This is a genomic window from Polyangium mundeleinium (assembly GCF_028369105.1).
Lineage (GTDB): Bacteria > Myxococcota_A > Polyangia > Polyangiales > Polyangiaceae > Polyangium > Polyangium mundeleinium.
Genome location: NZ_JAQNDO010000001.1, coordinates 9,657,115 through 9,682,390 on the forward strand (window position 1 = coordinate 9,657,115; position 25,276 = coordinate 9,682,390).

General features: G+C 68.0%; 21 protein-coding genes. 12 read left to right on the forward strand and 9 right to left on the reverse strand.

From position 1 onward, the window contains the following. Position 1 precedes the first annotated feature (1 nt). The 4 genes from POL67_RS38065 to POL67_RS38080 form a co-directional block, all read right to left on the reverse strand. Entirely contained in the window at positions 2-946 is a 945-nt protein-coding gene (locus POL67_RS38065) for a DUF58 domain-containing protein (RefSeq protein WP_271925565.1), read from the reverse strand. 14 nt (positions 947-960) lie between these two features. Next, positions 961-1,965: an AAA family ATPase gene (locus tag POL67_RS38070; RefSeq protein ID WP_271925566.1), complete on the reverse strand. Its 1,005-nt coding sequence runs from the start codon at positions 1,963-1,965 to the stop codon at positions 961-963. A gap of 52 nt (positions 1,966-2,017) precedes the next feature. Then, entirely contained in the window at positions 2,018-4,012 is a 1,995-nt protein-coding gene (locus POL67_RS38075) for a DUF8809 domain-containing protein (protein WP_271925567.1), read from the reverse strand. Between the two features lie 287 nt (positions 4,013-4,299). Further along, entirely contained in the window at positions 4,300-5,106 is an 807-nt protein-coding gene (locus tag POL67_RS38080) for a response regulator transcription factor (protein WP_271925569.1), read from the reverse strand. 251 nt (positions 5,107-5,357) lie between these two features. Between POL67_RS38080 and POL67_RS38085 the strand changes: the two genes are divergently transcribed. Beyond that, positions 5,358-6,365, forward strand: coding sequence for an NAD-dependent epimerase/dehydratase family protein (locus tag POL67_RS38085; RefSeq protein WP_271925572.1), 1,008 nt, complete (start codon positions 5,358-5,360; stop codon positions 6,363-6,365). Here the strand turns inward: POL67_RS38085 and POL67_RS38090 are convergent. Then, positions 6,362-6,970, reverse strand: a complete 609-nt coding sequence (locus tag POL67_RS38090; protein WP_271925573.1) for a hypothetical protein — start codon at positions 6,968-6,970, stop codon at positions 6,362-6,364. The genes POL67_RS38085 and POL67_RS38090 overlap by 4 nt on opposite strands. After that, positions 6,970-7,578 (reverse strand): hypothetical protein, encoded by a 609-nt coding sequence (locus POL67_RS38095; RefSeq protein ID WP_271925574.1) that lies wholly within the window; start codon positions 7,576-7,578, stop codon positions 6,970-6,972. The genes POL67_RS38090 and POL67_RS38095 overlap by 1 nt, the downstream gene beginning before the upstream one ends. Before the next feature lie 454 nt (positions 7,579-8,032). Between POL67_RS38095 and groES the strand changes: the two genes are divergently transcribed. The 3 genes from groES (at position 8,033) to POL67_RS38110 (ending at position 11,068) form a co-directional block, all read left to right on the forward strand. Continuing rightward, positions 8,033-8,329 carry a co-chaperone GroES gene (gene groES, locus POL67_RS38100; RefSeq protein WP_136929875.1) on the forward strand — a complete coding sequence of 99 codons (297 nt, stop codon included), beginning with the start codon at positions 8,033-8,035 and terminating at the stop codon, positions 8,327-8,329. Positions 8,330-8,366: 37 nt separating this feature from the next. Continuing rightward, complete coding sequence (groL, locus tag POL67_RS38105; protein ID WP_271925575.1) at positions 8,367-9,995, forward strand: chaperonin GroEL; 1,629 nt, start codon at positions 8,367-8,369, stop codon at positions 9,993-9,995. Between the two features lie 146 nt (positions 9,996-10,141). Then, on the forward strand, positions 10,142-11,068 hold the full coding sequence (locus POL67_RS38110; RefSeq protein ID WP_271925577.1) for a YihY/virulence factor BrkB family protein: 927 nt from the start codon (positions 10,142-10,144) through the stop codon (positions 11,066-11,068). Here POL67_RS38110 and POL67_RS38115 read toward each other — a convergent pair. Further along, complete coding sequence (locus POL67_RS38115; protein WP_271925579.1) at positions 11,008-11,472, reverse strand: DoxX family protein; 465 nt, start codon at positions 11,470-11,472, stop codon at positions 11,008-11,010. The two genes, POL67_RS38110 and POL67_RS38115, sit on opposite strands and share 61 nt — an antisense overlap. Before the next feature lie 122 nt (positions 11,473-11,594). Beyond that, positions 11,595-13,013, reverse strand: a complete 1,419-nt coding sequence (locus tag POL67_RS38120) for a vWA domain-containing protein (protein WP_271925581.1) — start codon at positions 13,011-13,013, stop codon at positions 11,595-11,597. A gap of 275 nt (positions 13,014-13,288) precedes the next feature. On the opposite strand from POL67_RS38120, the gene POL67_RS38125 reads away from it, so the two are divergent. The 8 genes from POL67_RS38125 (at position 13,289) to POL67_RS38160 (ending at position 23,533) form a co-directional block, all read left to right on the forward strand. Then, entirely contained in the window at positions 13,289-14,926 is a 1,638-nt protein-coding gene (locus tag POL67_RS38125; RefSeq protein ID WP_271925582.1) for an ATP-binding protein, read from the forward strand. 41 nt (positions 14,927-14,967) lie between these two features. After that, the gene (locus POL67_RS38130; RefSeq protein ID WP_271925583.1) at positions 14,968-17,082 is read left to right on the forward strand and encodes an ATP-binding protein; all 2,115 of its coding nucleotides are present in this window, start codon (positions 14,968-14,970) and stop codon (positions 17,080-17,082) included. A gap of 685 nt (positions 17,083-17,767) precedes the next feature. Further along, positions 17,768-18,184 carry a V4R domain-containing protein gene (locus POL67_RS38135; RefSeq protein ID WP_211365370.1) on the forward strand — a complete coding sequence of 139 codons (417 nt, stop codon included), beginning with the start codon at positions 17,768-17,770 and terminating at the stop codon, positions 18,182-18,184. 188 nt (positions 18,185-18,372) lie between these two features. Further along, positions 18,373-18,747, forward strand: a complete 375-nt coding sequence (locus POL67_RS38140) for a roadblock/LC7 domain-containing protein (RefSeq protein WP_136929867.1) — start codon at positions 18,373-18,375, stop codon at positions 18,745-18,747. 16 nt (positions 18,748-18,763) lie between these two features. Continuing rightward, the gene (locus tag POL67_RS38145) at positions 18,764-19,498 is read left to right on the forward strand and encodes an OmpA family protein (RefSeq protein ID WP_271925586.1); all 735 of its coding nucleotides are present in this window, start codon (positions 18,764-18,766) and stop codon (positions 19,496-19,498) included. Positions 19,499-19,517: 19 nt separating this feature from the next. Then, positions 19,518-21,275, forward strand: coding sequence for a coiled-coil domain-containing protein (locus POL67_RS38150; protein ID WP_271925588.1), 1,758 nt, complete (start codon positions 19,518-19,520; stop codon positions 21,273-21,275). 79 nt (positions 21,276-21,354) lie between these two features. Further along, positions 21,355-22,380 carry a two-component system sensor histidine kinase NtrB gene (locus POL67_RS38155; protein WP_271925589.1) on the forward strand — a complete coding sequence of 342 codons (1,026 nt, stop codon included), beginning with the start codon at positions 21,355-21,357 and terminating at the stop codon, positions 22,378-22,380. A 7-nt stretch (positions 22,381-22,387) separates the two neighbouring features. Next, the gene (locus tag POL67_RS38160) at positions 22,388-23,533 is read left to right on the forward strand and encodes a DUF4388 domain-containing protein (RefSeq protein ID WP_271925597.1); all 1,146 of its coding nucleotides are present in this window, start codon (positions 22,388-22,390) and stop codon (positions 23,531-23,533) included. A 117-nt stretch (positions 23,534-23,650) separates the two neighbouring features. On the opposite strand, the gene POL67_RS38165 is transcribed toward POL67_RS38160, so the two are convergent. Then, positions 23,651-24,946, reverse strand: a complete 1,296-nt coding sequence (locus POL67_RS38165; RefSeq protein WP_271925598.1) for an iron-containing redox enzyme family protein — start codon at positions 24,944-24,946, stop codon at positions 23,651-23,653. Positions 24,947-25,276 lie beyond the last annotated feature (330 nt).

Below are 25,276 nucleotides of genomic sequence, written 5' to 3' on the forward strand. Positions count from 1 at the left end.
CCTACCGGAGGAAGCCGCCGCGGCGGAAGACGCGGAGGATGAGCTCGTCGAAGGACACGTCGACGTCGGCGCGGAAGTAACTCACCTGGCGTGTCGTGCAGAACCGCTGCACCTCGTCCAGGTACCCTTCGTACGCCTGCTGGTATTTTTCGAGCACCTTGGCCGTGACCGTAACCTCGCGCTCCTGGCCCGTTTCGCAGTCGTAGACGCGCACGTCACCCTTGATGTCGGGCCGCGCATCGTGCCGATCGACGAGGTGGATCACGTAGGGCTCGAAGCGGTTGAACCGCAGCACGTTGATCCCGCGCTCGAAGCCCTCCGGATCGTAGAGATCGGTGAGCAATACGGCGAGGCCGCGGCGCTTGTGCTGCGCGACGAACGTCTTCATCGCCGCGCCGAGGTCCGTCGGGCCCTCGGCCTTCACACCGTTGAGGAAGCGGAAGATGCGAAAGATGCGCGCCTTTCCGCGCGTCGTCGGCATCCGCCCGCTGACCTCGTCGGTGGCGGCGACGATCGCGATCCGATCGAGGTTCGCCAGCCCCACGTACGCGAGCGCCGCGCAGAGGCGCTTCGCCTGACGGAGCTTCTCGCCCTCCCCGAAGCCCATCGACGAGGACGTGTCGAGGATGAAGTAGATCGCGAGATCCTCTTCCTCCTCGTAGAGACGGATGAGGAGTCGATCGAACTTCTGGTAGGCGTTCCAGTCGAGGTAACGGATGTCGTCGCCGGGCGCGTAGTCGCGGTGATCGGCGAACTCGATGCCCGAGCCCGTCTTCTTCGTCCGGCGCTCGGCGCGCATCGCACCCGAGAACACGCGGCGGCTCACCATCGCGAGGTACTCGAGCTTGCGCTGGAACTCGTCGTCGAAGATGTCGTCTTCGCCCGCCGCGCCGCGGCGCAAGGACGGCTTGTCGGGCCGGAGCCCCAGGAACTCGAGCACACCCATGGCGAGGATGGTCCCTACTCGGCGGTGTCGGGGAGCTGCTTCATGATCGCGAGGAGGACGTCGTCGGTCTTCACGCCCTCGGCCTCGCCCTCGAAGTTGAGGAGCACGCGGTGCCGGAGCGCCGGCAAACACACGGCCTTCACGTCGTCGACCGACGCCGCGAACCGCCCCTCGAAGAGCGCGCGGATCTTCGCGGCGAGCAGGAGCGCCTGCGCGCCGCGCGGCGATGAGCCGAACTTGACGAAGCGCTTCACGAGGTCGAGCGACTTGCCCTCCGGATGCGTGGCCTGGAGCAAGCGCACCGCGTAGTCCTGGACGTGCCGCGCCACCGGCACCTCGCGCACGAGCTTCTGCATCGCGAGCAGCCGCTTCTTGTCGAGCACCGGCTTCGCCTCGGGCGCGTCCGTGCCCGTCGTGCGATCGAGGATCCCGTGCAGCTCTTCGCGGCCCGGGAACGTCACGTGGAGCTTGAAGAAGAAACGATCGAGCTGCGCCTCGGGGAGCGGATACGTGCCCTCGCTCTCCAGCGGGTTCTGCGTGGCGAGGACGAAGAACGGCTCTTCGAGCGTGTAGCTCTGCTTCGAGACCGTGACGCGGTGCTCCTGCATCGCTTCGAGCAGCGCGCTCTGTGTCTTCGGCGTGGCGCGGTTGATCTCGTCGGCGAGCACGATGTTCGCGAAGATCGGGCCCTTGCGGAACGAGAGCGAGCGCTGCCCACCCGCGCCCTCGTCGATCATCGTCGTCCCGAGGATGTCGGCCGGCATCATGTCGGGCGTGAACTGGATGCGCGAGAACTGGAGCTCCAGCGCCTGCGCCATCGTCCGGACGAGCATCGTCTTGCCGAGGCCCGGCACGCCTTCGAGCAGCGCGTGGGAGCCGGCCAGCATGCACGAGAGCACGCCGTCGACGACCTCGCGGTTGCCGACGATGACCTTCCCCACCTCCTCACGCAGCCCGCCGATGCTCTTCTGAAAATCGGCGACCTCGGCGCGCGCGAGATCCTTGTTTTTCTCGGCCATCTCTTCCCCTATCGTTCTACTTGGAAAAACCAATCGTGCCCGCGCGCGCCGCTCACTCCCTGGGTCGAATGAGCTGGAAATAGCGGTGCACGTAGAATCGGTACCCGTCGGGCACCGTTTCTTTGTTGATTTGCTCCTCGGCGACGGTCTTGTACTGCGTGAAGACCTTCTTGTAGCCGCCGCCCCGGAAGCCCTTCTCGGCCGCCGCGAGGATCACCTCGCTGTTCGACGGGCCGCCGCCGCTGTCGAGGCCCTGGGCCTGCACGTCCTGCGTCCCCATCTTGGGATCGGTGCGCTTGCCAGCGATGTCGCCGTCGTGCCCCGAGCCAACGCCCTTGCCGCCCGGCTCCGTGCCCTGACCACCCTGGCCCTCGCCCTGGCCTTGGCCTTGCCCCTCGCCCTGGCCTTGCCCCTGACCCTGACCGCCGCCGCCTTGCGACAGGACGAGCATCCGCTTGCCGCCGGGGCCGATCACCCACTGTTTGCCCTGACCACCGCTCTGCTGGCCGCCGTTCTGACCGTTCTGGCCGTCCTGGCCCTCGCCGTCCTGGCCCTCTTGGCCGTCCTGGCCCTCTTGACCCTGGCCCTGCTGGCCCTGGCCCTGCTGCGGCTGACCTTGCCCCTGGCCGCCGCGCGCGCGTTTGCCGAAGCGGAGCATGCGGGACATGCGCTGCTTGCCCGATTGCCCCTGCTGCCGGAGCATCTCGCGCAGTTCTTCGAGCCGCTGCCGGAGCTCTTCCTTCTCCTTCTCGGACATCTCCTCCTGCTGCATGCGGTTGATGTCCTCGGCCGCTTGTTCGAGATCCTCGGCGGAAGCACCGAGCTCGCGCATCAGGTCCTCGGCCGCCTTCGCGAGCGCGCGATCGAGTTTGTCGAGCTGCCGCCCGAGGCGCTCTTGCTTCTCCGCCTCGCGATCGAGCCGCTCGAGCTCGCGCTCCTTCTTCTTGAGCAGGCGCTCCTCTTGCTCGTCCTGCGGGCCGCCGTCCTGCTCGTTTTTCTTTTGCTTCTTCTTGAGCAGCTCCTCGCGGGCCTCGGCGCGCTTCTCGTTGATCGCGGCGAGCGCGTCCTTCTGCCGATCGGCGGCCTTCTTCAGTGCGTCCTTGAGCCGCTCCAGCGAGGCCTTGTCGGGCTTCTTCTTCGCGTCGCGTAGGCGCTCGGCGAGCTCCTTCAGGTCCTTCTTCGCCTTCTCGAGGTCCTTCTTCTTCAGCGACTCGCCGACCGGCTTCGAGAGCTCGCTCGATTCGAGGTCCTTGCCCATCTGCTCGAGCGCCTCTTCGAGCGCCTTCCGATCGGCCTCGGCGCCCTTCAACAGGTCACGCTCGATGGCCTCCATCTTGCGGAAGGCCTCCGTGCGATCGAGCCGCTTGTTCGCAATATCCTCGACGAGCTGGTTGAACCGCTCGATCGCGGCCTGCACCTCGGGCGTCTGCTCCTTCTTCGCGAGCTCCTTCGCGGCCTCGCGGAAGAGCTCCAGATCGTCGTCCGAGAGCGCGACCGCGTCGATCGTGCGGAGCTGCGGCGGCGCCTCCTTGATGGGCGTGCGGATCTCGAAGAGCGCGAGCGCGACGGCGCCGACGCCGACCACCAGCGCCGCGAGATAGTCCGAAGGCAAACGAATCGGCGCGGCCTTGCTCGGCTTGAGATCCCGCGCGTTCTCGCACGCGTCGTCGATGGCGACCTCCATGAGCGGCGAGCGCTCGGAGGCCGCGAGGGTGTCGAAGGCGAGCGCGTTCGTGAGCCGATCGTGAAGTTTGTGATGACGATCGAGCGCGATCGTCCCGGCCCGCGGAGGGAGCTTGCGGAGAAGGCCCACGAGCGCGACGGCGACGACGGCCGCAGCGGCGCCGATCAGGATGTGGCGCGCGCGCTGCTCGGAGAGGTGGTCGGGGAACAATTTGCGGCACGCGAGGGTGCCCGCGACGACGGCGAACGCCAGCGTAAGCGCGTTCGGCAGGTAACGTACGGCCCGCGCGATGCGCAGCCGGAGCGAGACGAGCGCGGCGGCGCGGCGGATGCGAGAGAGCCCTTGGGTACGGTGATCGCTCACGGTAGAAGTCGCTCCGATCGCCCCGGGAGGACCGATCGCCGGGAGGTGAGGGGCGTCATTGTAGCTGTTGACGTTTCGGGCGCCCGTAAGTTCCTGCCCTCGGAACGCGCCGCGCAGCGCGATCTTACGCGCCATGCGCCGGGAAGATTCCCCCGTGGCGCGAGCGCGTTCGGGGCGCCCCCCTACCCGCCTCCAGGAACGTCACAGCCCGAGGCAGCCACAAACGACGAAGGGCGCTTCGGACGAAGACCGTCCGCCGCGCCCTTCTCGTACAGGCCTTCGCGCCGTCAGCTCGATCGACGCGCGGCCGCGCGCGGCTTCTTCGCCGTCGACTTGCGCCCCGCCGTCGCCTTCGCCTTCCCCTTCGCCGCCTTCTTCGCGGCCGGCGCCTTGCCCGCCACCTTCTTCGTGGCCTTCTTCGTGGCCTTCTTCGTGGCCTTCTTCGCGGCCGCCTTCTTCGCAGGCGCTGCGACCTTCGTGGCCGCCTTGGTGGCCTTGGTGGCCTTCGCCGCGGCCTTGCCAGCCTTCTTCGCAGCAGCCTTCTTCGCCGGCTTCTGCGTGGCCTTCTTCGCGACCTTCTTCGTGGCCTTCTTCGCGACACGCGCGGGCTTCGGAGGGGGCGCCGCTTCCTCGACCGGCTCCTCGTCGAGCTCGGCGTCGTCGAGCGCGCGGCGCGGCGGCATGTCCTTGCCGTACTTCGCGAGCAGCTCGCGGATCTTCTCGTCGAGCTTGGCGAACTCGAACGGCTTGTCGAGCCAACCGTCGGCGAAGAGCGGCGAGGTCATCGCGTTCATGCTCTCGCCGATGCCCGTGAGCATCAGGACCGGCGTGTTCGCGAGCGTTCCGCCCGCGGCGCCCGGTGCCTTGACGAGCTTCGCGACCTCCCAGCCGCTCATCTGCGGCATCATCACGTCGAGCATCACGAGATCGGGATGATGCTGCTGCGTGAGGCGCCAAGCGGTCTCGCCGTCGGCGGCATCGTGGACCTGGAAGCCGAGGGTCCTCAGATGGCGAGCCACCAGGCTCAGCATGGCGGGCTCGTCCTCGGCGACGACGACGGTGAGGGGCTTCGTGCTGGTGCTGGCGGACGACATCGTTTCGGGATGAGAGTACGCGGAAGGGTGGAAGGTCAAGGCCTACATGCGCCGGGCACTTTCACCACAGCATCTCGGAGCCTCGGCGCAGGCGTCCCCGCCCCCAAGCGACGAGGACGGCTGGACATTCCCGACATCTTCGTAGAGCGCTGCCCCTACACGCGGACGCGCATCAGGGAGCGCCGGACGAACTTCGTCACGACGTACCTCGTTCCCTCCGCCGCCAACTCGGGCGAGCATGGAGCCGCACCATGACCACGCAGGACCTCGCCGCCGTGAGCGGCGCCACGGGATTCATCGGCTCGGCCGTCGTGCGCAAGCTGCTCGAAGAGGGCCGCAAGGTGCGCGCGCTGGTCGAGCCAGGCGCCAATCCGAAGAACCTCGAAGGTTTGCCCGCGGATCGTGTCGAGCGCGTCGAGGTCGACGTCTGTGACGCGAAGGGGATGCGCAAGGCGCTCGAAGGCGCGTGCGCGTTTTACCACCTCGCGGCCATCTACAAGGTGTGGATGCCCGATCCGACGCCGATCCACCGCGTCAACATCGAGGGCACGTTGACCTCGCTCCTCGCGGCCCGCGACGTCGGCGTTCGCCGCGTGATCTACACGTCCTCGATCGCGGCCGTCGGCTTGAAGGACGACGCGAGCCCCGCCGACGAGTCGACGCCGTGGAACCTCTGGAACATCGCGAACGACTACATCGCCTCGAAGTACCAGGCCGAGCGGGTCGTCATGCGCCTCGCGGAGGCGGGTTTTCCCGTGGTGATCGTGAACCCCGCGTTCCCCTTCGGCCCGCGTGACATCGGGCCCACGCCGACGGGCGGGATCATCCTCTCGTTCCTCCGCGGGAAGATGCCCGGCGTGGGGAAAGGCGGGTTCTGCGCGGTCGACGTGGACGATGTCGCGGCGGCGCACGTCGCGGCCGAGACCCGCGGGCGTTTCGGCGAGCGGTACATCCTGGGAAACCACAACGTCTCGTTTCGCGCGTTCCTCGAGCTCGTGGCCGACGTCGCGGGGAAGAAGGCGCCGCGGCTGCCGATCCCCTCGGGCCTGGCGCGAGCCATGGCCTTCGGCCTCGAGTCCTGGTCCGATCACGTGAGCCACGCGCCGCCGCTCGCGACGTACAAGAGCGTCCGCTACATGCAGGAGTACGCCTACTTCAACGGCGAGAAGGCCCGGCGCGAGCTCGGCATGCCTTGCACGCCGCTCCGGACCTCGGTCGAACACGCGATCGAGTATTTCCGGACGAACGGGATGGTCTAAGCCGCGCGGGCGAGGCTGATCTTGTCGGATTGTCCGGCCGCGTAGAAAGAGCGGAGCGCGCGGCGCATCCGATCGAAGTGACCACGCCGCGCGAAGGTCTCTTCGAGCCTGCCGGCGAAACGCGCGGCGAGATCATTGGCGAGGCGGTAACGATCGCCGCGCTCGGTGCCAGGCGGATGGAGATATTCCACGGCCTCGAAAAGGCGCGCGCGGATCCGGGCCGCGCGGCTGGGATCGAAGCGCCGCGCGGCGAGCGGGCCGTGCACGAAGAGCACGTACTTGTCGACCTCGGCCTGGAGCTCCAGCTCGAGCTGCGTGACCGGAAGCTCCCGCCGCGCGCGCTCGGCCAGGCAGAGGAAATGGCTCACGCCTTCCACGACCTGGCAGAGCAGATCAAACGGCGGGTTCTTCGGTTCGAGCGCCGCGCGCGGCAAATGAAGCGCGATGGAGACGCCGTCCTCGTCCTCGCGCACGAAAAGGACCTCGCGGCCTTCGTCCTCGGACGCGTCGATCGGCTGGATGAAGTCCTCCACCGAGGGCGCCTCCGGGATGCCGTACGTGCCTTCGAGCGCTGCCTGAATGCGCGCGGGCAGCGAGGGCGCCATCAGTGGACGCCCTCCTTTCCACGCGTCGCGACGAGCCCACGCGCGCCGAGTTCCTCGGCGATGCGCGACGAGCCTGTGCGGAGCCAGCGCTCGTAGAGCTTGAGCAGCCCGCGCTGGCCCTGCGCGGCCTGCGCGATGGCGCCGTCGGCGACCTCGTTCAGGACCTCCACGAATTGCTCGAAGCGGTCGGCGAGCTCGGAAAGGACGTCGTGGGTCGCGCGCTGGCCCGGCGTGCGCATCATGGCCGAGGCGTTGTCATACGCGGTCGCGCCGACGCGGATCACGTAGCCGCGATCGATCCCGCGGAGGTCGACGTGGCCGCCGAAAAAGCCGACCCCGTAGAGCACGCCGTCCCCGAGCGCGCGCAGGCGGCGGAAGCGCGTGACGCCCGAGGCCTCGAGCGCGTCGTGGAGCTGGAAGGCGAGGGGCCGGGAAAAGGCCGACTCGTTGTCCTCGCTGGGGTGTGCATAGTCACAGAGAACCCCCACGAGGTAATGCGACGCTGCCGCGGAGGCCTCGATCTTCCGCGCGTGCAGCGCATCGCCGACGGCGTTCATGAAGTAGTCGGAGATACTGGGAGAGATCGTAATACTGGTTGTACGGCTCACGGGGCACCTCGTCCTGGACGGGGCGCTTTGGGACCGGGATCCAGCAGGCGCCACGCGCCCGGTTGAACAGCTCGTCCTCGAAAGACCGGCGGCAGAGGCTCGCGGACGGCTCGGGGCCGGACGCGGGCCTCATGAACGGAATCTACCGCAGCGGGCGCACGACGCCCAGCACACGGCGGACGGTTTTACGAGGGATTCCGAGGATTTGTGGCCACCCCTGGGGGCGGCTGCCAGCGATCGCCTCGGCCGCGAATTTCGGCCGCTTGACAGCCGAACGACCATGACTATCTTCCGGGCCGCTCGTTAGCACTCACCCTCCGTGAGTGCTAACAATCGAAAAACCGCAAGCTCATCGGGCATGTGGCGGGGGCGCCAAGCATGAATACGCGCGCTCCGCGCCTGCCCATTGCGAATGGGATCTGGTGGCTCTCGGCCACCCCCGGAGGGTTTCACGATGGCGACGAAGATCAGGCCGCTGCAGGACCGCGTGATCGTCAAGCGACTCAAGGAAGAGGAGAGGACCAAGGGCGGGCTCTACATCCCGGACTCCGCCAAGGAGAAGCCCGTGGAGGGCACCGTCCTCGCCGTGGGCAACGGCAAGGTCCTCGAGGACGGCACCGTGCGCCGCCTCGACGTGAAGGAAGGCGACCGCGTCCTCTTCGGGAAGTACTCGGGGACCGAGGTGAAGCTCGACGGGGAAGAGCACCTCATCCTGCGCGAGGACGACATCCTGGGCGTGATCGAGGCGTGACGCGGGCCGCGGCCCCCTGAATTCTGGAGATATCGAGATGGCAGCCAAAGAGATCATCTACAACGAGTCGGCCCGCAGCATGATCCTCGCGGGCGTCAACGCCCTCGCGGACGCGGTGAAGGTCACGCTCGGCCCGAAGGGTCGCAACGTCGTGATCGAGAAGAGCTTCGGTTCGCCCACCGTGACCAAGGACGGCGTCACGGTCGCGAAGGAGATCGAGCTCGAGAACCGCTTCGAGAACATGGGCGCGCAGATGGTGCGCGAGGTGGCCTCGAAGACGAGCGACATCGCCGGCGACGGCACCACGACGGCGACGGTGCTCGCCCAGGCGATCTACCGCGAGGGCTCCAAGCTCGTCGCGGCGGGCCACAACCCGATGGAGATCAAGCGCGGCATCGACAAGGCGGTCGAGGCCATCGTCGCGAACCTCAAGGGCTCGGCGAAGCTCACGCAGGACGCGAAGGAGATCGCGCAGGTCGGCACGATCAGCGCGAACGGCGACCTGACGATCGGCAAGCTCCTCGCGGACGCGATGGAGAAGGTCGGCAAGGAAGGCGTCATCACGGTCGAGGAGGCGAAGAGCGCCGACACGACGCTCGACGTGGTCGAGGGCATGCAGTTCGACCGCGGCTACCTCAGCCCGTACTTCGTGACGGACGCCGAGGCGATGAAGTGCGTCATGGAGGACGCCTACATCCTCATCTCGGAGAAGAAGATCTCCAACATGAAGGATCTCCTCCCGGTCCTCGAGGCGATCGCGAAGAGCCAGAAGCAGCTCCTCATCATCGCCGAGGACGTCGAGGGCGAGGCGCTCGCGACGCTCGTCGTGAACAAGCTCCGCGGCACGCTGCACTGCGCGGCCGTGAAGGCGCCCGGCTTCGGTGATCGCCGCAAGGAGATGCTGAAGGACATCGCGGTCCTGACCGACGGCCAGGTGATCGCGGAGGAGCTCGGCCTCAAGCTCGAGAACGTCACGATCTCGGATCTCGGCCGCGCCAAGACCGTGATCATCGACAAGGACAACGCGACGATCGTCGGCGGTCAGGGCAAGAAGGACAAGATCAAGGCGCGCCAGCAGGAGATCCGCGCCCAGATCGAGCACACGACGAGCGACTACGATCGCGAGAAGCTCCAGGAGCGCCTCGCGAAGCTCGTCGGCGGCGTGGCCGTGATCAAGGTCGGCGCCGCGACCGAGACCGAGATGAAGGAGAAGAAGGCCCGCGTCGAAGACGCGCTCCACGCGACCCGCGCGGCCGTGGAAGAGGGCATCGTCCCCGGCGGCGGCGTCGCGCTCATCCGCGCGCAGGCCTCGCTCGCCTCGCTCGAGGTGAACGACGAGCAGCGGTTCGGCGTGAACATCATCCGCCGCTCGATCGAGGAGCCGCTCCGCCAGATCTCGGCGAACGCCGGCGAAGAGGGCTCGATCGTGGTCCAGAAGGTCCGCGACGGTCAGGGCTCGTTCGGCTACAACGCCGCGAGCGGCGAGTACGGCGATCTCCTCGCGATGGGCGTCATCGACCCGGTGAAGGTCGTGCGCTCGGCGCTCCAGAACGCCGCGAGCGTGGCGAGCCTCATGCTCACCACCGAGGCGCTCATCGCGGAGCGTCCGAAGGAGGAGAAGGCGGCGGCTGGTGGCGCGCACGCGGGCCACAACCACGACTTCTGATCCGAAGCGCGTCGTGACACCCACGACGCAATCGTGAACGAATAGCGAAGGCCGGCCCCGAGAGGGGTCGGCTTTTTGCTTTCCATGGCGCACGAACGCGACGACACAACGCGCCATGAAGGCCGGAGCCTTGCTACAGTACAGGCATGTGGGATCGGCGGCACCTCTCCGTGTTGGCGAGCTCCGCCTTCCGGGCGCTCGGCCGGCTGGTCCACTACCTCGACCTGCACGAGGCGCCGCGGGCCGCGAGCGCCATGGCGTTCGACGCCTTCCTCAGCATCATCCCGCTGCTCGCCGTGGCCGGCTGGGCGCTGCATCGGCTGCGCGACGCGGCCGCGGAGCTCTTGGGATCGCTGCTCAGCGCGGCGCCTCCGTCCGTCTCGGCGGCTCTCGGCGAGGACTTCTTCCGGATCTCCGACGCGAAGGCCCTCGTGCTCGCGCCGCTCGGGCTCATCGCCTTCCTGTGGGTCTCATCGGCCGGCGCCGCGACGGCGATCGGCGTGTTCGAGACGATGTTCGTGTGCACGCCCCGTCCCTGGTGGAAACGCCGGCTCGTGGGCCTCGGGCTCGTGCTTGGCGCGATCCCGTTCGTCGGGATCGCGACGGCGCTGGGCATCCTGTTCACGCATGTGACAGGCTCGCTCGGCGGGGCCCTCGTGGCGGCGGCCGGGCCTGCGGTGATCCTGACGGCGCTGATCGCGGCGTTCTTCCGGCTCACGATCACGCGCCCGGCCACGGTGCGGAGGCGCGTCTGGCCCGGCGCGTTCGTGACGGTGTCGCTGTGGGCGATCGTCTCGACGTTGTTCTCGGTCTACGTGCGGAGTTTGGCGCGGTACGCGACGCTTTATGGCACGCTCGCGAACGTCGCGGTGCTCCTGTTCTGGCTCTGGCTCTTGTCGATAGCGCTGCTCGTCGGCGGTGAGGTGAACGCGCAGCTCGAGGGCGTGCGTGATCCACACGACGACGCGCCGGAGCGCTGGCTCTCGCCGAAGGCCGAGGGGCCGCGCTCGATTCAGCCGCCTCCACCGCCGGAGTCGCTCTTGCGGCCGAAGAGGACCGCGTCGAGCGAATAACGGCCGCCGCCCGTGAGGGCGAGCGCGAGGCCGAGGATCGAGAGCAGGAAGGGGTATTCGAACGCCCCGCCTTTGGCCGTGCCGAAATGCGCGGCGTCCGCCATGTGCATGGAGGCCCAGGCGACGACCATGTTGAACGCGACGACGGCGCCTGCGGGGCGCGTGAGCAGGCCGAGCATCAGGCAGAGACCGCCGAGGAACTCGGCGAGGATCGCGCACCAGGCGAGGAGCGTCGGCGCGGGAAAACCCTTCATCGCGAGGCCACCGGCGAGCCCGGCGGGGCCGGCCGCGAGCTTCGAGAACCCGTGCGCGGCGAGGAGCAGGCCCGTCGCGAGCCGGACCAACAGGAGGCCCAGCGAGCCCGTGCGACTCAGATCGGGGTACAGCAGGGATGGGAGCTTCATGCCCGTGACGTAGCACGCCGGACGCCGAACGAGGCCGGGGAACGGGCGAACGACGCGGCGGGACGCACGAATACGACGAAGGGAAGTGGTGCTCGGAAAACGGTTGGCGCGAAAAACATCTTTTACTTGAGGATGGTCTCGCAGCCGACCTGGATGTCGACCTTCGCGTCGGTGGCCGCGCCGAGGCCCTCGCAGGCCTTGCCCAGGAGCTGGACCTTGCCGTCCGGGGTGTAGTCCCAGCAGCCATCCTGCGGGCAGAGATCCAGCGGATCCGTGCGCTTTTTCAGGTTTTGCAGCATGCCGTCGAGCGTGAGGTTCACGTTGACCTGGGTCTTGTCGATCTGCTCACCGGGCGGCGGAAGCGGCAGGTCGTAGACGCAGCCGAGCGCCTTGCCGCGGACGTCGGCGATCGCCTTGGCCAGCGCGTCGGCGTTGAACTGCGCGCCGTTCGAGAGATCGATATGGCAAGGTTTGGCAGGGGCGGGCGCGCCGAGCGTGAAGACGGCGCCCTTGTCGCAGCTCGGATCCACGGTGTCCGGCGAACCGCTGACGGCGTACGTCGAGAGCGCGAGGAGCATGTTGTACGGCGGCGTATCGAAGCCGTCGACCTTCGCGCCCGCGCTGTTCGAGCCGGGGACGCCCACGATGAACGTGAAAATGGGCTTCGTCGGGTCGGTGCGCGCGGCCGTGATGAGATCGTTCACGCTCTTCGGCATTTCCCAGTCCGGACAACCATTGAGATCCATGTACCCTGCGCGGGCCGGGCTCGCAACGGAAGTACAGGAGAAGCCGCCGTCCGTGATGAGCACGAGCATGCGCCGGTCGATGTTCTCGGCTTTCAGCGCTGCGTACCCGGCCTGGAGAGCGTCGTAAATGGGCGAGCCGTCGTCGGCGTTGCTGAGGGGCGAATGGCTGACGAGCCAGTCGTACATCTGCCGCCGTACGCCCGTCGGCGCGGTAGACTTTTCCGTGCCCGCCGGGGCCATCGGCACCTGCGGCGGGAACGAAAAACCGCACGAAACGCCGGGCGCGCCAGTGACGAGTTGCAAGAGCTTGCACGTCGCAATGTCGCCCGGCGAGCCCACGGCGGTGCAAAGACACGCCGAGGGATCCGTGAAGCTCGCCGGAAAAACCGTGAGGCCAAGGGACATCGTGTCGAAGACGTCCTTGTCGATGGCCGATTTGATCGCGAGCTGCGCCGTCCCCCACTTGGACGATTTGTTCATGCTGGCGCTCGCGTCGAGCACGGTGAGCATGGTCGCGGGCGCCTGCGTGGCCTCCGCCGTGAACTTCGCGCAAGCCGGGCCCCCGCCACCCCCGCCGCCGCCGATTCCACCCCCGCCGCCGCCGATTCCACCCCCGCCGCCGCCTCCGGGCCCGACAGGGCCATGATTGCCCGATCCTCCCGAGCCCCCCTCGCCGCCGTCCCCTCCGCTTCCCGGACGGTTGCTGCCTCCCGCCGCGCAGCCTCCCCCGAGCCCGATTCCAATCGAAACGAAAAGCCCCAGGCTCACGCCGAGCCACCGCAAAACGCGCCCCATCGTTTCCTCCTCAGTCGTAAGGAAAACGACCCGAGCGCATCAGAAGCCAGGCCACGAAATCGACCACGACGAGCGGCACGCAAACGCGCCGGGGCGGATCGCGTCTCCACGCCAGGAACACAAGCCAAAGAGAACGCTCGGCATCGGAACCCCCCCTTGCGCGAGAGGTAACTTGGCCCACCATTGTCTGCTCGATGGCGACGGCACGCAGCGCTCCGGACTCTTCGCCCCTCGGGACGCCTCCGGCCGAGCAATCGGCGCACGCAGGGCCGTTCATGAGGACGCACATCGACCTCGCCGCAGCCCGCGCCGGCGGAATCGCCCGCGGAGGAGTGCGGGAGGGCGAGCTCTGTTTCCTGGGCTCGCTGCACGAGCTCGTGGCCATCGGGCTCTACCGGCCCGCGCTCGTGGCGCTCGTCTCGGGCACCGGATCACCGGCCCGCCCGCCGATGGATCGGGCCTACCTGCTCAAGATCCTCGATGAGGAGGTGGGCCGGCAGTTCGGCCACCCGCTGCGGCCCGTGGTCGAGCTCGTGCTGAACGCGATCGACGCGACGCCCGAGCACCCCGCCCGCGTGGACGTGCGGGTGCGCGAAGGCGTGGTGACCGTGATCGATGACGGGATCGGCATGGATCTGCGGACGATCCTGTCGCGGCTCCTCGTGCCGTTCGCCACCGACAAGCGGCCCGGCGTGGACCTCGGGCGCTTCGGCGTGGGCTTCTTCTCGGTCATCGGCCTCGGGCTTCCCGATCCGACCAGCCTGTCCATCGAGGTGGAGACGGGCGACGGGACCTCGGGCTGGTCGCTCTCGGTGCTCGCCGATGGCCCCGAGCCCTCGTCGCTCGTCTGCGCGATCCGCAAGCTCACGCCGCGCGCCGGGACACGTGTACAGGTGCGCTCGTCGCTCCTCGAGGCCGAGCCGCTCCGCGCGTACCTGCGCGACGCGCTGCACTTCTTCCCGAAGGAGCGCGCGATCGTGAACATCGACGGCGTGCCGCTGAACGACGGCCGGTACCTCGCGGGAGGCTCGCACTTCACCGATGCGCTCTCGCCCGAGGATCCGAGCCGCGTCGCGCGCTTCTACGTGGGCGGCCGCGCGCTCGTGACCGGGATCTGCGCTGCGACGTACCACGCAGGCGTGAAGGTCGAGGGCTGCCTCGCGATCCCGGAGCTCGCGCTGATCGACTTTCCCTCCGCGGTGGAGCTCACCGAGGGGCGCGATGCGCTCAAGCCTTGCCGCAACTTCCGCGCGACGGCGGCGTCGTTCTACCGCAGGCTCGTGGACCTCTCCCGCGCGCCGGGGACGAGCCGCAAGGCGGCCGATCGCCTGGCGGAGGTCGCCGCGCAGATCAGCGCGCTCATGCTGCAATCCGCGGCGTGGAACGAGGTCGCGCCCGAGCTCGCGCGCGCGTTGCTCGGCCCCGATCGTTACCTCGTCGGGCCGGAGCGACGCGAGCCTCTGATCGGCTTCCTCGGCAGCAACGTGGAGAGCCGGCTCTTCGTCCCCGAGAGCTTCTGGGCCGAACGCGAGTGGCAAGGCTTCATCCCCGGCGAGCGGGAGCTGCTCGCGCGCGAGCTCGAGATCGATCACGCCGAGAGCCTTTCGAGCCTCGCGCGTCGCCGCCCGGACCTGCCCGGGATCGTGGAGCTCGCCCGTCGATCCGAGCGGCCCGAGGCCGTCCCCGTAGCGCTCGCGCGTGGCCGCAAGAGCGCACCGGGCCCGCTGCCTTGCCTCGGGACGCGTCACGCGCTGCTCGTGCGCGAGGACGCGCCTGCGGTCGCGCGGCGTGTGGGCTGGGCGGAGCAGTACGCGCTGCGCGTCGCGTTCGATCGCGCGACGGGCATGCGTGAACCGGATCTCGAACGCGAGCTCATCGTCAGCGAGCCCATCGGGGTCACGGGAACGGCTTGATCGAGCGAGCCTCGGGCGGTGGGGAAATCAGGGGGGAACCGATGACCGAAGTCTACGCTGGCCGTCTCTCGGACCTGCTCCTCGTGCGCGTGCATGGCCGCTCGGCGGCCTACCTCGCGGCGAGTCGCGCGGCCCGCCCGGGCATCGTGGAGGCTTGCCGCAGAGAGGCGACGGTCCCCGATCTCGCCGAGCGGATCCTCTCTCGCACGATCTACGCGCAGAGCGCCTCGCGCATCGCGCCCTTGCGCGAGCTCGTCCAGAACGCGCTCGACGCTTCGCCGCGCGGAGCTGCGATCGACGTGCAGTCGGGGCTCGGCGGCACCGAGATCATCGTGACCGATCGCGGGCGCGGCATGACCGCCGACGAGGTCCTCGGTGATCTCCTCGTCCCGTTCCGCAGCGGCAAGGAGGGCGAGGAGCTCGCGATCGGCGAGCACGGCATCGGCTTCTTCAGCGCGCTCGAGATCGCGCCGCGACTCGAGGTGAAGACGCGCACGCGCACCGAGGGCCACCTCCTGCGCGTCGAGCCGCTCGGCAAGGGCCCACCGTACGCCGATTTCGCCTGGTCTCTCCGGCCGCTGCCGCACGTCGAGGGATGGACCGGCACGTCGGTGCGGCTCCTGCTCGACGAGCCGATCAGCCGCTCGGTCCTCGCCTCCGAGGTCGCCGCGGCCGCGTCGTTCGTCGATCCCTCCGTCGCTCGGATCTACGTCGACGGTGTGCTCATCAACGTCGCACGCACGCGCATGCGCCGCGTCGCGCGCGCGCACGTCGGGGGCGCGCTCACCGGCCCGCTCGGCGAGCTCTCGATCTGGGTCGGCCGCGGCGACGGCGCTCTGCCGCACGTCACGATCACGCAGCGCGGCTTGCTCGTCGCGGTCCGTCAGGATCTCTTCACCGCGCCCGAGCTCTCGCTCCACCGCGACCTCGCGCGGGCGATCGTGTCGGCGGGCTTCGGCATCGTCATCGAGCTGCCTGCCGAGGTCCCGCTCAACAAGGGTCGATCCGCGGTGGCCGCGCATGCATCGGCGGCCGTCGAGTCGGCGCTCATCGCGGCGTTCGAGCGCTTCGTCTTGCATGACGCGCTCTACGATCGCGAGCTCCTCCGCGCCGTGGATCACAGGCTCTCCTCGGTCCTCGATCGGCTGCTCTGCGCCGCGCTCGCGGGCCAGCCCACGCAACCTGCGGCGGCGAGCGCGCCCGAGGAGCTCACGGAGACAACACGCTCGTCGAAGCCCTGGCCGTTGATGACGCCGTCGATCTCCGTGCCGCCGGAGTCCGAGCGACGGCCGCAAAAGCGCCCCACCGTGGCCGCGCCCGAGGAGGTCGTGCGGTTCGCGGACGCGCTCCTCGATACGCCGGCCATCCGCGTGATCACGATCGACGACGAGCACGAGCAACACCCGCGCATCGTCACCTTGCGCCATCTGCTTGGCGCTTACCGCGCGGGCACGCTCCGGCCGATGGGAGAGCCGTTCCTCGCGGGTCGTACGTACGTCTCGCTCGACGATCCGCTCGCGGATGCGCTCTGGCGGAGGCTCGTCGCGACGTCCGCGGCGGCGGCGGCGGCGAGCTCGCAGGACCGCCGGGGACGGCGCATCGGCGCGCTCGCGATGCAGCGCATCGATCGGGAGACGTTGCTCGCGACGGCGAAGGCGGTTCCGGGCGTCGACGCGCTCGCGGCGGCGATGACGGTGCTCGAGGGGATCGACGCGGCGATCTCGATCGCGGCGGAGCTCACGCCTTCGCCGATCTCGGTGCACCAGGATCTCTACGGCCCGGACGAGATGGCGCACACAGACGGCAGCGGCATCAGCGTCAACCTCGCGTCGGCGCGGGTGCGCGCGCTGCTCGTGTCCGTGCTGCAGCAGGACGATCCGGCGGCGTTCGGGGCGCTCGTGGATCTGATGCTGCACGAGAAGACACACGTGTCGCTCGCGAGTTACGTCCCGCATGCGAACGCCGAGCACGGGGCGAGCTTCTACCGGCGCAAGGATCTCCTGCGGCGTCGGCTCTTGGAGTCGATGGTACGGGGCATCGTGGGGGATCCGGCGTCGTGGCTTCCGGCGGCGCGGCGTGGACTTTCGTCGGTCGGCCTACCTGCGCCTGACGTCCTGGCCGCGACGTTCCAGTCCGTACCCTCGGTCGCCGCCTGACGGTTTTTCCTGTCTCCCCACCTGGGCCTCGACCCTCGGAGGCCCAGCCGCACACACACCGGCACATGGATGCGCATGTGCCGGTGCACTAACCAAGCATCCTAATTCACAAAATCAGATCACAACATACATCCAGAGCGACCTAAACCACGGTTCGTCCGGTTTTCCGAACGGGTATGTCGGACATGACCGGCGTGCTGGATGGTTTCTTGTGATCGCGAGCGATGCCGCGTATCCTCGCGGTGCCCGGAGCCCCTTGGCGGGGATTTCTTGGCTAGCATCGGGGTCCGTTTCAGTCTATCCTGCCTTGGTTCAAGGTTTCTGCGGAACCCGGGGCGGGTCCATGGACCGCACCCGGCCTCCGCGACCTCGTAGGCACATGCCCCGGGGTGCAACGTCAACGCTTGGACTTCCCGCCGATTTTTCACGCGATGGTCGAACCGACGGTACACTCTGCCTCTACCCCGCCGAGCCGGCACGCGGGTCCGCCCGCCGCCTTGCCTGAGCGAGGGCGTATGCAGGCGGTGGGTGGCGGGTGTCCCCGCGCCGGCCGCGCACGGTTGGGTCCGCCTCACAGGGAGGTTGGTGTGAGTCCAGGTCAATCCAAGGACAATGAGGTGCTCTAATGGGTCTCATCCAAGAAGTCGCTCAGACCCACAGGCCGATTCTGGGAAACGACATTCCGTTGTTGGTCTTTCGCGTGTTCCGTCACTTCTCGGCCGGGTACGTCGAGGAGGTGCTGGGGCGCGGGGCGGCGGTCGTTTTCCAGAACGGCGGTAGGGAGCTCGGCAAGGAAGCCGGCCAGATGCTGTACAAGCCGAGCACGGACGAATACCTCAAGGAGGTCGTCCAGTTCGTGCGCGATTCTCGTATCGGCATTCTCATCCCTCGCCAGCTCGACGACAAGCTTCTCGTGGTGGACCTGGACGAGTGCATCACGTGCGCGGGCATGGCGAGCATCTCGAAGCGGATTTGCCACTTCGAGGTCGGCTTCGTCGCCGGGATCACCGAGGTCCTGATCAAGAAGAAGCCGAAGGCGTACGAGACGAAGTGCGGCGCCAATGGCGAAGGCACGTGCCAGGTGACGGTCGAATTGGGCTAGACGATGCCGCCACGTAGAGGTGGCGGCCTCGCCCACGCGCCGGTTTTCCGAAGGGCCTCGGCGTAGACGCGGCCCAAGGGATGCCGGAGAGCAGTGCGAGAGGGCAGAACATGTCCCGGACGCGGCGCCCGGGTTGATTATGAGCTCGAGTACGAACTCGGGCTCGGCTTGCCCGCACAGGAGGAGACGTGGCAGCTGGAAGTCGAGTCGAAAAAATCCAGGAAATTCTTCGCAATCTTCGTTCGGTATCGCCCGACATCATCGGGTCGGCCATGGTGAGCACCGACGGCTTCATCATCGCGTCGCTGCTCCCGAACGAGATCGACGAAGAGTTGGTGTCCGGTATGGCCGCCGCGCTCCTCGGTGTCGGTGAGCGTATCGCCCACGAGCTCATGGGTGGCGCCATGGAGCAGACGTACGTGCGTGGCCGTCAGGGCTACGTCATCCTGAACGCGGTCGGCGCGGAAGCGCTGCTCATCGTGCTCACGACGCCCGACGCGAAGCTCGGCCTCGTGTTCCTCGATATTCGCCGCCGCGTGACCGAGCTGTCCAAGATCGTATGACGGCGACCTGATTGTTATGGCTAACTCGACTGGAAACGCTCGGCTGGCCTTTGGTGGGCTGTTGCTCCTCGGTCTCGCGGACCTCGGGCTGGTCAACCTCAAGCTCGCGCCCGAGTACGCCGAGGAGCAGGCGAAGCAGGCCCAGGTGACCGGGGCTCGGCCGGGGGGAACCACCTCGGCGCAGGCCTCGGCGCAAAGGCCTGCGGCCACGCCTGGCCCGAGCGTCGCCGTCGCGCCGCCTCCCAAACCGCCCCCCACGCCCGAGCCGCAAAACACGGCGCCCGAGCCCACGGCGACGACCTCCGCGCTGCCGGTGGTCTCGGTGGCCGCGGCGACTCCGCCGGCCCCCACGTCGGAGCCCGAGCCCGCGCCCACGCCGGCCCCGAAACCGCCCCCGGCGGTGTCTTCCGGCGACAAACCCGCGGCGATCTCCGACATCCTCTTCGAGATCGATTCGAATCTCTTGACGTTGTCGTCCAAGAGCACGCTCGACGAGGTCCTCAAGCAGCTGAAGGCGAACCCGAGCCTGCGCATCCATCTCCGGGGGCATTCGGATCAACTCGGATCGCGCGAGCACAACCTGGAGCTCAGCCGCAAGCGCGCCGCGGCGGTGGAGAATTTCTTCCACGCGAACGGCATTCCGCACTCCAGGATCACGACCGAGGCCGTGGGCGGCATGAAGCCCGCGGATTCCACCAACACCCCGACGGCCTGGGCCCGAAACCGGCGCGTCGAGATCGAGTGGCGGTAGCCGAGGACTTGAGGAAGGAATGGACCTGATCCAATCGATATGGCTTTCTTCCGCGGCAGGAGCCGGCCTGTTTTTCGGGGCCGGTCTGCTCGTGAGCAGGGCGTTCCCTTCGAAGAACGGCGCCGCCGCGGATACGAGCCTCGTCCAGGCCGAAAAAGAGGCACGCCAGCAAGCCGAGGCCCAGGTGGCGGCCCTGCAGCAGCAGAACGCCGACCTCTCGCGCTCGGCCTCCGACTCCGCGGAGCGCGCGCGCTCCGAGGCAGCGCAAAAGGCCCAGGGTGAAGCGCAGAAGCTCCGCGAGCAGGTGAACCAGCTCCAGGCGGAGGTCAACCGCGCGCGGACCGCTGCGAGCGGGCCTTCGCCCGCAGAGGCGCAGCTCCGGCAGGAGAACGCCGAGCTCCGGCAACGCGTGGCCGCGGCGGATCAAGCCGCCCAGGCCTTGCAAGCCGAGCGCGCCCGCGCCCACGACCTCGAGCAACGCCTGCAAGCCGCGATGGCCCAGGCGCAAGCGGGGCGCGGGGACGACGGCGCGCGGCAGGATCTCGAGCGTCGACTCGCCGAATCGAACGCGCAGGTGCAAGCCGCGCAGGCGCAGCTCCGCGAGGCGCGAACGCAAGCGGACCAGCTCCGCGCGTCGGCGCAGCGGGCCGAGCAGCTCACGGCGGAGAACGCGCAGCTCAAGACGCGGCAAGGCGGCTCGGACAAGCTCTCCGCAGAGCTCGCGACCGAGAAGGCCAAGGTGCAGCAACTCCAGACGCAGGTCGCCGCGCTGCAGAAGACGGCCGAAGGCACGAGCAAGCTCGCGCAGGACATCCAGGCCGAGAAGACCAAGGTGCGCGACCTCGAGCAGAAGCTCGCGGCGGCGCAGAAGTCCACGGGCGACGCGGGCAAAGTCGGTCAGGATCTCGCGGCCGAGAAGACCAAGGTGCAGCAGCTCCAGGCGCAGATCGGCACGCTGCAGCAAGCCGCAAACGAGGCGGCGAAGCTCGGCATGGAGCTCGGCACCGCGCGCGCGAAGGTGCAGGACCTCGAGGCAAAGCTCAAAGCTGCTTCCGCGAACGCGCCGGCCGCGGCGAGCGGCGGCGGCGCGAGCGCGGCCGAGGCCGACAAGCTGCGCAAGGAAGCCGAGGCGCTCAACAAGAAGAACAACGAGCTCTCGCTCCGGGTGCGCACGCTGGAGCAGAAGGCCGCGGAGCTCGATTACTACGCCAACGAGAACAGCGATCTGCGCAGGCGGGTCGAGGAGCTCGAGGCGATCGCGATCGAAGCGAAGAACCTGCGGCGCCGCATCATCGACCTCGAAGCGCAGGCCTTCGCCATGACGGCGGCGCGCTCGATGGAGAAGGCTCCCCCGAGCCAGGCGCCGATCAGCACAGGTCCGATCAGCTTCCGCAACACGGATAAGCGCCTGGAGACGCTGCTCGAAGAAGGCATGAGCTCGCTGCTCCGCGAGGAGACGGGCGGGCGCGCGGTCGTGCTGGCGGATACGCGTGGTCTCGTGATCGCGGCGGCAGGCGAGGTGCGGTACCAGAACGAGCTCGCGGCTGCGGCTTCGGTCGTGTCCGAGGTGAGTGATCGGGTGAGGAACCTCCTGCCGATCGCCGAGCCTCACGTGATCCACATCCTCGACGTGAACAACGTGGTCATGCGAACGCGATGGCTGCGGTGGTCGGACGAGACGCTGGCGCTCAGCGTGCTCGGCTTCCGCGACGAGGCGCCGGATCCGGCCGAGGAGAAGGTCGTGAAGACGGTCACCAAGCTCTTTGGCTACGGTTGACGTTGAGGCCACAGGGGTGGCGCGAGCGACGTAGAATGGACGATCGCTGCGCCTACGCTGCGCCGCCCCCCTCCAAATCATGAGGAAGAACCGTCCCAACGTACCGTTTTCATCGGGGACCACCCTGCTCGACGAGATCGGGGTGGGTGTCGTGATCGTGGACGAAGGGGGCGAGGTCGTCGTGACGAACCGCGTCGCCGACGACCTGATCACGCGACGCGCGGGGGGTGCCCCGCTCATCAACAAGATCTTCGAGCACGTGGAGAACGAGCTCGTGCGCGACGGCCCGCCGCGCACGAAAGAGCTCACGGTCGAGGCCTTCGACGAAGCAGGCAACAAGACCATCGTCGGCTACCGCCTCATCCGATCGAACCGGCTCGGCACGATCATCTCCATGCGCGACGTCACGGAGACCGAGCGCTTCCAGGCCGAACGCAGGCAGCTCGAGCGGCTCTCCGAGGTCGGCAAGGCGTGCGCGATGGTCGCGCACGAGATCGGAAACCCCCTCGCCGCGATCAAGGCGACGATCCAGTCGATCGAGCACGAGGCCGCTGAGGCCGGGCTCGGTGACTCGTTGCACGCGGTGAACCGCGAGATCGACCGGCTGAACAACATGCTCGGCCAGCTCCTCGGGTTCGTGCGCCACAGGCCGCCGCGGCGCACCAAGGCCGATCTCCCGACCATCGTGAACCGCGCGCGCGGCGCGGCCGAGGGACGGCTCAACAACATCCACTTCAGCACCCGGTACGGCCTGCTCCGCCCGCTTTGGATCGATCAGGACCAGCTCCAGCAGGTCCTCTTGAACCTCTTCATCAACGCGGCCGACGCGATGCCGGAGGGCGGGGAGCTGAAGGTCCACGCGGGCATCGACGACGACCGGATGGTCCTGCACGTGGAGGACACGGGCGGCGGGATCCCCGAGGAGATCGTCGACAAAGTCTTCGACTCGTTCTTCACGACCAAGCCCACGGGCACGGGGCTCGGGCTCTCGATATGCTATCGAATCGTGACCGACCACGGTGGCTCGATCACGATCGGCGGACGGAGCGGAAACGTCTCGGGAACGTGTGTCACGATCACGTTGCCCATCATGACCGGCAGGTAGAACAGCCATGGCTCAACGACGCCACAGAGTGCTGATCGTCGACGACGAGGACGGGATCGTCCTCGCCCTCCATCGGTTTCTTTATCAGGACAACCATCGCTACGACGTCCTCTTGGCGAAGAACGCCGAGGTGGGCCGTCAAATCCTGCGCGAGACGCCGATCGACGTTCTGGTGACCGACGTCCACCTGCCCGGCATGAGCGGCATGGACCTCGTCTGCTGGGCCGCGGTGGAGACGCCGGACACGCGGGCGATCGTGATGACCGCGTTCGACGTCGCGACGATCCGCGACAAGGCGCACGCGGTCGGCTGTCTCAAGCTGATGCGCAAGCCCTTCGATCTGCACGAGCTCCGCGCGGCGCTCCTGCAGGCCATGGAGACGCACGACAGCCTGCTCGGGAGCCTCTCGGAGCTCTCGGCGGTCGACGTCATCCAGATGCTCTGCCTCGGCCGCAAGACGACAGCGCTCCGCATCGCGCGCGGGCCTGTCTCGGGCATCATCCTCATCCAGAACGGCGACATCGTGCACGCCGTCTGGAACAACATGGTCGGCGAGGAGGCGGTGCACGAGATGATCGCGGTCGAGGACGGCGTCTTCAACATGGCGCCGTTCCCGCCGGACTTCGAGCGCACGATCACCGGCGACTACCAGCACATCCTGATGGAGGGCGTGCGCAAGCTCGACGAGAAGGCGCGCTTCGGCCCGTCCGACGACGACGCGCCGCGGCCTTCGGTGCGGCCCGGCCGCATCACGCAGCAGCAGGGCAGCAAGGACGACTGGGACTTCGGGCCGGACCCCGGCTTCCAGCAGAAGGCGCAGATCCCGACGAACGCGCGCATGCGCCTCGACGCGCTCAGCGCGCCGCCGGTGCCGAAGGAGCTCTCGTCGCAGGCGTTCCCGCCGCCGCCTCCGCCGCCTCCGCCGCCTCCGCCGCCCCCGCCGCCGCCCGAGGAGACGCCCGAGGAGATCGCGGCGCGCCTCAAGGAGCGCGAGGTCGCTTCGCTCATGGATCAGGGCTTCACGGCGCTGCGCAACGGCCAGCGCGAGGACGCGCGCAAGTTCTGGCAGCAGGCGCTGGAGCTCGACCCCGGCAACCGCCGCATCGAGCTCAACCTGAAGAAGCTCGACCAGGATCCCTCGAAGCGATTCTGAGAGATCGATTCGGGCTCACACCATTGGGCCGCCAAAGAAGAATGGCCCGGCTGCCTGAGCCGGGCCATTCTCGTTTTTGCGCCCTGGAGGGGGAGGGCCGGCGGCGCGCTCTGCGGTTTACTCCTCGGCGTCGGCGACGGCCTGCGCGACCGCGCCTTCTTCCTTGCGCGGGGCGGGCCGGGCCGGGGGCTCGTTCTGGTAGGCGCGGCGCGTGAGCCCGTAATCCGTGAAGGCCAGCATCACGAGCTCGCCGTCGCCCGTGTTCTGCGTCTGGTGGAGCGACCAGCGCGGCACGAAGACCGTGTCACCGGCCTTCACGTCGACGGTCGACTCGTTCACCTGGACGCGGCCGGAGCCCTCCGCGATGTGGAGGATCATCTCGTGGGCGTGCTTGTGCCGCTCGTTGAGCTTGCCGGCTGCGATGCGCACGATTCGGGTGTCGATGATCTCCGACTTGAAGGGCAGTCGCTCGACGGTCGCCTTGACGTTCTGGCGCTCGGTCTCGTTTTCGTGGAGCGGGGCGCCGTGCTGGCCCGAGGTGAAGCGGATCAGGCTGGGATCGGGGTACTGGGGGGCGAGGGAGCGGCGCGCCTGGATGCGGCTCATCACGCCCTGGAGCTTGCGCCCCTGGATTGCGTCGTAGAGGCTCTCGAAGAAGCGGTGGCGCAGGCTCAGCGCGTAATTCATCGACGACAGGCACGTGTTGTACCAGTCGGGCGTGTGCATGTAGGACACCATCATGTCCTCCAGCGTCTGCGCGTGCTCGTCGTCGCAACCGATGTGAATGCGGAAGAAGCTCAGGAACTCCTCGGGGATCGAGGCCTTGAGCATGCCCTCGACCATGATCGTATACATCCGCGAGACGATGCCCTCGGTGCCGAGCGACAGGAACGCCGAGCCCGCGGCGGGGTGGGAGCGGAGGCAAAAATCGAGGAATTCGCGCACGAAGAAGCGCGTGGCGTCGAGATAGTCCGTCTTTTCGATGTCGATTTCGAGCGCCTCGCGCAGGAACTTGCGGAAGATCTCGGCGTGGCGTTTGTCCGTCTCGAGGCCGCCGCCCTCCTCCCACAGGTTCTCCGACAGCCGCGCGCGGTGGTAATCGTTGTCCGAGTTCGCCATCAGCGCGGCGAGGTATCGCGTGAAGTTCCGGTTGTAGAGGTAGTACTGGCCGAAAAAGAACTGAAAATCGGCCTTCGTCAGCTGCCCGGCGGTGCACGCCTTGAAGAAGCGGTTCCGCCAGAACGGGTGCTCGGCCTGGGCTTGTTTGAGGTTGAGCAGCGCCGCCTCGGCGCCCTTCCGGTCGGGATCGTTCGCTCCCACCGGCGTCGTCACGAAGGCCGGCGCGCGCGACGAAGGCGGCATGGCATCCCAGCCGCCCACATGGTTGGTTTCCTGCTTCGCCTCTCCGGACATACACTTCTCCTCGATCGACCAAGGTTTGACGCCGCAGCGTCGGTACCCTCGCCCGCTGCGATGCGTCACGCGCCTCGTCCGCCGCATTATCGGCTGGGACGAATGAATAGGCTCGAATCTATCCCGTTTGGGGTCGCGTAGCGAGGCGTTTCACGTCTCTCACCCGAGAAATACGCCGTCAACGGTTTGAACGGATACCGCCGATTGCATGGGCTCCCATTCTTTTCACAGAAATTCGCCGGCCAACGGTTTGAATGGATACCGTTGATTGCATGGGCTCCCATTCTTTTCAATGGCAACGCACAACTGCACGCCATTCACCAGCAATCT

Bases quoted from the DNA above. Each gene is read 5' to 3' on its own strand.
- POL67_RS38120 (WP_271925581.1), bottom strand. From the start codon at position 13,013: ATGGGGCGCGTTTTGCGGTGGCTCGGCGTGAGCCTGGGGCTTTTCGTT.
- POL67_RS38080 (WP_271925569.1), bottom strand. From the start codon at position 5,106: ATGTCGTCCGCCAGCACCAGCACGAAGCCCCTCACCGTCGTCGTCGCC.
- POL67_RS38065 (WP_271925565.1), bottom strand. From the start codon at position 946: ATGGGTGTGCTCGAGTTCCTGGGGCTCCGGCCCGACAAGCCGTCCTTG.
- POL67_RS38090 (WP_271925573.1), bottom strand. From the start codon at position 6,970: ATGGCGCCCTCGCTGCCCGCGCGCATTCAGGCAGCGCTCGAAGGCACG.
- POL67_RS38125 (WP_271925582.1), top strand. From the start codon at position 13,289: ATGAGGACGCACATCGACCTCGCCGCAGCCCGCGCCGGCGGAATCGCC.
- groES (WP_136929875.1), top strand. From the start codon at position 8,033: ATGGCGACGAAGATCAGGCCGCTGCAGGACCGCGTGATCGTCAAGCGA.
- POL67_RS38070 (WP_271925566.1), bottom strand. From the start codon at position 1,965: ATGGCCGAGAAAAACAAGGATCTCGCGCGCGCCGAGGTCGCCGATTTT.
- POL67_RS38150 (WP_271925588.1), top strand. From the start codon at position 19,518: ATGGACCTGATCCAATCGATATGGCTTTCTTCCGCGGCAGGAGCCGGC.
- POL67_RS38085 (WP_271925572.1), top strand. From the start codon at position 5,358: ATGACCACGCAGGACCTCGCCGCCGTGAGCGGCGCCACGGGATTCATC.
- POL67_RS38165 (WP_271925598.1), bottom strand. From the start codon at position 24,946: ATGTCCGGAGAGGCGAAGCAGGAAACCAACCATGTGGGCGGCTGGGAT.
- POL67_RS38130 (WP_271925583.1), top strand. From the start codon at position 14,968: ATGACCGAAGTCTACGCTGGCCGTCTCTCGGACCTGCTCCTCGTGCGC.
- POL67_RS38160 (WP_271925597.1), top strand. From the start codon at position 22,388: ATGGCTCAACGACGCCACAGAGTGCTGATCGTCGACGACGAGGACGGG.
- POL67_RS38115 (WP_271925579.1), bottom strand. From the start codon at position 11,472: ATGAAGCTCCCATCCCTGCTGTACCCCGATCTGAGTCGCACGGGCTCG.
- POL67_RS38155 (WP_271925589.1), top strand. From the start codon at position 21,355: ATGAGGAAGAACCGTCCCAACGTACCGTTTTCATCGGGGACCACCCTG.
- POL67_RS38145 (WP_271925586.1), top strand. From the start codon at position 18,764: ATGGCTAACTCGACTGGAAACGCTCGGCTGGCCTTTGGTGGGCTGTTG.
- POL67_RS38110 (WP_271925577.1), top strand. From the start codon at position 10,142: ATGTGGGATCGGCGGCACCTCTCCGTGTTGGCGAGCTCCGCCTTCCGG.
- groL (WP_271925575.1), top strand. From the start codon at position 8,367: ATGGCAGCCAAAGAGATCATCTACAACGAGTCGGCCCGCAGCATGATC.